This window comes from Candidatus Aminicenantes bacterium (assembly GCA_011049425.1).
In the GTDB taxonomy this organism is placed as follows: Bacteria; Acidobacteriota; Aminicenantia; order UBA2199; family UBA2199; genus UBA876.
The window spans coordinates 1-3,549 of record DSBM01000072.1 but is presented as its reverse complement, the minus strand read 5'-3'; the positions used below and the strand labels follow the sequence as shown (position 1 = coordinate 3,549).

At 56.0% G+C, this 3,549-nt stretch carries 2 protein-coding genes; both read left to right on the top strand.

Annotation, left to right across the window (positions count from 1 at the left end; all coding sequences use genetic code 11):
- Positions 1-271 precede the first annotated feature (271 nt).
- Entirely contained in the window at positions 272-2,065 is a 1,794-nt protein-coding gene (locus tag ENN40_05060) for a serine/threonine protein kinase (protein ID HDP94715.1), read from the top strand.
- 1 nt (position 2,066) lies between these two features.
- Positions 2,067-3,188 (top strand): hypothetical protein, encoded by a 1,122-nt coding sequence (locus tag ENN40_05055; protein HDP94714.1) that lies wholly within the window; start codon positions 2,067-2,069, stop codon positions 3,186-3,188.
- Positions 3,189-3,549 lie beyond the last annotated feature (361 nt).

The window sequence follows — 3,549 nt, the reverse complement described above, 5'->3', positions numbered from 1 at the left end:
GGACCATTTTTTGCAGATCCTGGTAGAACCTGATGGCATCAACTTCTCTTTCTACAGCGAAATCAATTATTTCACTGAATATCTTGCGGTCCATTTCCACCTCCTGTCAATTATGCGGTTATGCATGGGTAGAAGGAAAATCCCAACACCCAGGCTGTATTATACGGAATGAATCCGCAAGAAGCAATGGCGGCTGAATTCAGCCTGTGGTTGACTTTTGGGGAGAGACCCGATACCATTGGATGAGTTTTCCCTGAGGCGGACAATCGGCATGGACAAACTGCCTGAAATCCCCGGCTATCATCTTCAATACCGTTTGGGTGAGGGGGGCATGGCCAAGGTGTACTTCGGCATGCAGACCCGTCTCAAGCGCAGGGTGGCCGTCAAGGTGATGGAGAGCTTCCTGCTCAAAGATGAGAACTTTTCGCGGCGTTTCCTCAAGGAGGCCGAAACCGCGGCCAATCTGAATCATCCCAACATTGTGACCATTTACGACGTGGGCCAGGCTGGGGAAAACTACTACATGGTCATGGAATTCCTGGATGGAACCTTGAAGGAGCGGATCCGGCAGACCCGCAAGGAAAAAGGGAAAGGCCTGGACCCGGAAGAAGCCATGCGGGTGCTGGAGTCCATGGCCCAGGCCCTGGAATATGCCCACAGCCAGGGATACATTCACCGGGACATCAAACCCGACAACATCATGTTCCGCAACAGCGAGACCCCGGTACTGGTGGACTTCGGAATCGCCAAGGCCATCGGCACCACCACCAAGCTTACCAAGACCGGGATGTCGATTGGTACCCCGCATTACATGAGCCCGGAACAGATCCGCGGCCTGGAAGTGGACGGACGTGCCGACCTGTACAGCCTGGGAGTACTCTTCTACGAGATGCTGACGGGGGATGTGCCCTACAAGGCCACGGACTATATAGCCGTGGTGATGAAGCATCTCAATGATCCGGTACCGTCTCTGCCCCCGGACCTGGCCCGTTTTCAGCCCCTGTTGGAACGGATGATGGCCAAAGACAATGAACAGCGCTTCCAGGATGGCCGCCGGTTGCTTCAGGCATTGCGGGAGTTGAAATCAGGACCGGCCGGCGAACAATCCGCCGCCGTCGAACCGACCCTGATTGCGCCTGTTCCGGAAAAACCCGGCGATGCAGACGATCTTTCCGGCCGGAAAAGACCGTTAACAAAGCGCAGCGGATTCAGAAAAGCCGCCGCGACTGTGGCGGTACTGCTTGCACTGGCTACCACCGCCCTGCTGGTTGTCCTGCAGCCCTGGAAAGCCGAAACACCCACGCAATCGCCGATAGCAGGGCCGACGGAATTGCGCGGAGATCTTCCTGAAGGGAATAGCGGCGATACCGACGGGCGCAGCACTCCCGCGGAGGAAGCGGTTGCCGTTCCCGCAGGCGACCAGGCGCCGGAACAAACGGCACCCGGGTCTACTCACGAGACCGGAATTGTGGACAAAAACTCCAGTGATTCATCTCAGTCCGCAAAGAAACCGGCGGAGGAAGTCGTTACCCGGAAGAGTCCGGAAGCCGATGCGGTTCCGGTTACAAAGCCGCCCGTCCGGGAGGCGGAAAAAGCCTCAAGGCAAAGCGAAACAGGTCAGGATTCAACACCCGAGGAAAAACCCCGGCCCGTTCCGTTGCAAAAGCAGGCGGATGCACGCCCGCCTGCTGTGGTTGCCAAACCGGAAACGGTCAAGATTATCCAGGTTGCAACCAACCTGGTCAAGGAATTCAGCGGGCAATTGGATCGCATCGTTGTCAATCAACTGCCCCGCAAGATCAAGGTTGTCGGCAATATGACCCTGGAGCTGAACGTGGAGGCGGACGGCGCGGTGCGCGTGGTTAAGGCGGTTGACGCCAATATCGTGGTCACTCCCAGTGAGCGTACGCTGATGGTGCGGCGCTTGATTCTGGAAAAACTCAATTCCATGCATTTGCCCCCTCCAAGAGACAGAGACGGTCGTTCCGTACGCGTGGAAGACTGGCGCTTGTCCTATGCGGTGGGCACTTATGAAGGCCGAATTATTCTCAAGAGGAGGTTTTAACATGCTTGGTGGCAAATCGTTGCGAATTGCGGGTATGGTTGCATTGATTCTGTTTTCCTGGTTTACGCTCACCGCGGACCTGGCCTGGGCCGGTCAGCAGGATGAAGGAGATGAGCTCCTGGAGGCGCGCCGCCTGTACCAGCAGGGTGACTACGAGGGATCGATCAATGTTCTGGACAATTTTATTTCCAAGTTGAAAGCCATCGTGGCCCAGAAAAAGAACGTGGCGGAGGCATTCTACCTGCTGGCCAAGGTCTATTACACCGTGGGCGAAGACCAGAAGGTGGACGAGAATCTGCGCAAGGTTTTTGAAACCTATCCCGCCTTTGACAACCGGGAAGTGGACGTGGAGTTCGCGCAACGGGTGCAAAAAGCCCGCGAAAAGGCCAAGGCCGCCATGATGGAAGCTGAAGCGCCGACCGAAGAGGCCGTGGCCACGGAACCCGAACCCGCGCCCTCGCCGCCGGACAACGGTGTAATCGTGGCCCCGGCCAAAAAAAAGAAAAAGAAATTCCCCGTGCTGCTGCTGGTGGGCGGCGTGGCCCTGGTGGCCCTGCTGGCGGTTTTGCTGAGCGGGGGATCGAGTAAGGACGACGAGCCCAAGAAAGGAACCATTACCCGGGTCAAGGTGCGAGTAACCATCGTGTTCGCGGGGCAGAACCTGGTGACCAGCCACAAGGTTTTTGTAAACAATGACCAGCTTTTCTCTAAGATCCTGCGTTTCACGGATCATTACGATCCCGATGCGACCTGGGAGACCCTGCAGAAAAAAGAGGTCACGTTATTTCTGGAAGGTGGTTTGGGCGATTACGAAATCCGCCAGGAGGTGGGACCTGCCTGGGCTAAAGTGTATCCGCGGGAAGATGACTACAACATAGGGTTCTCGCATTACAAGTTCGAGGTGGTGGAATACGACTACACGGGCGGTCGCGACCCCGGCGATCCCAAGCTGTCGAAAAAAGAGATGGATTTTACGACCAACCCGGATGACAATGATCCCGCCAGTTACTGGTATCGGATCGAGTCGCAGGTGTTGCGAATCCTGGCGCCTGCGGCCACGGTTTCGCAGATGGATTCGCCTCAAGCGTTCCTCGAAGACGAACTGAAAGGCAAAAAGCACTGATTTCATAACAAAAAGCGCCTCTGTCTGCCCCGGGTCCGCGTGACCCGGGGCGACGGCCGCGGTTTGAAAAGAGTCCTATGGCAATCAGGTCCGACTCCTGGATTAAAAAAAACGGTTCTTTTCCATTTTGTGTGGGTTTGCACGTCACTCTGGTTTAAAAAGGGAAAGGCTTTTGAAGAGTACCCTTTCGGGCACAAGTACCCAGAGGGCATAAATCACCGCTCACCACTTCGGTGTTCTTCGACGGCTTAAGATGGCCATGGTGGATGTTCGGGATGTTTCCGAGGCCATCTTTCGTCTTCGGGGAGTACCCCTCAGCCGACCATTCCGTCTCAGACCATGGGTCCCCGGAACCTACGTT

What these genes read in the sequence shown, in the direction of transcription:
- ENN40_05055 (HDP94714.1), top strand. Translation starts at nt 2,067, where the DNA reads ATGCTTGGTGGCAAATCGTTGCGAATTGCGGGTATGGTTGCATTGATT.
- ENN40_05060 (HDP94715.1), top strand. Translation starts at nt 272, where the DNA reads ATGGACAAACTGCCTGAAATCCCCGGCTATCATCTTCAATACCGTTTG.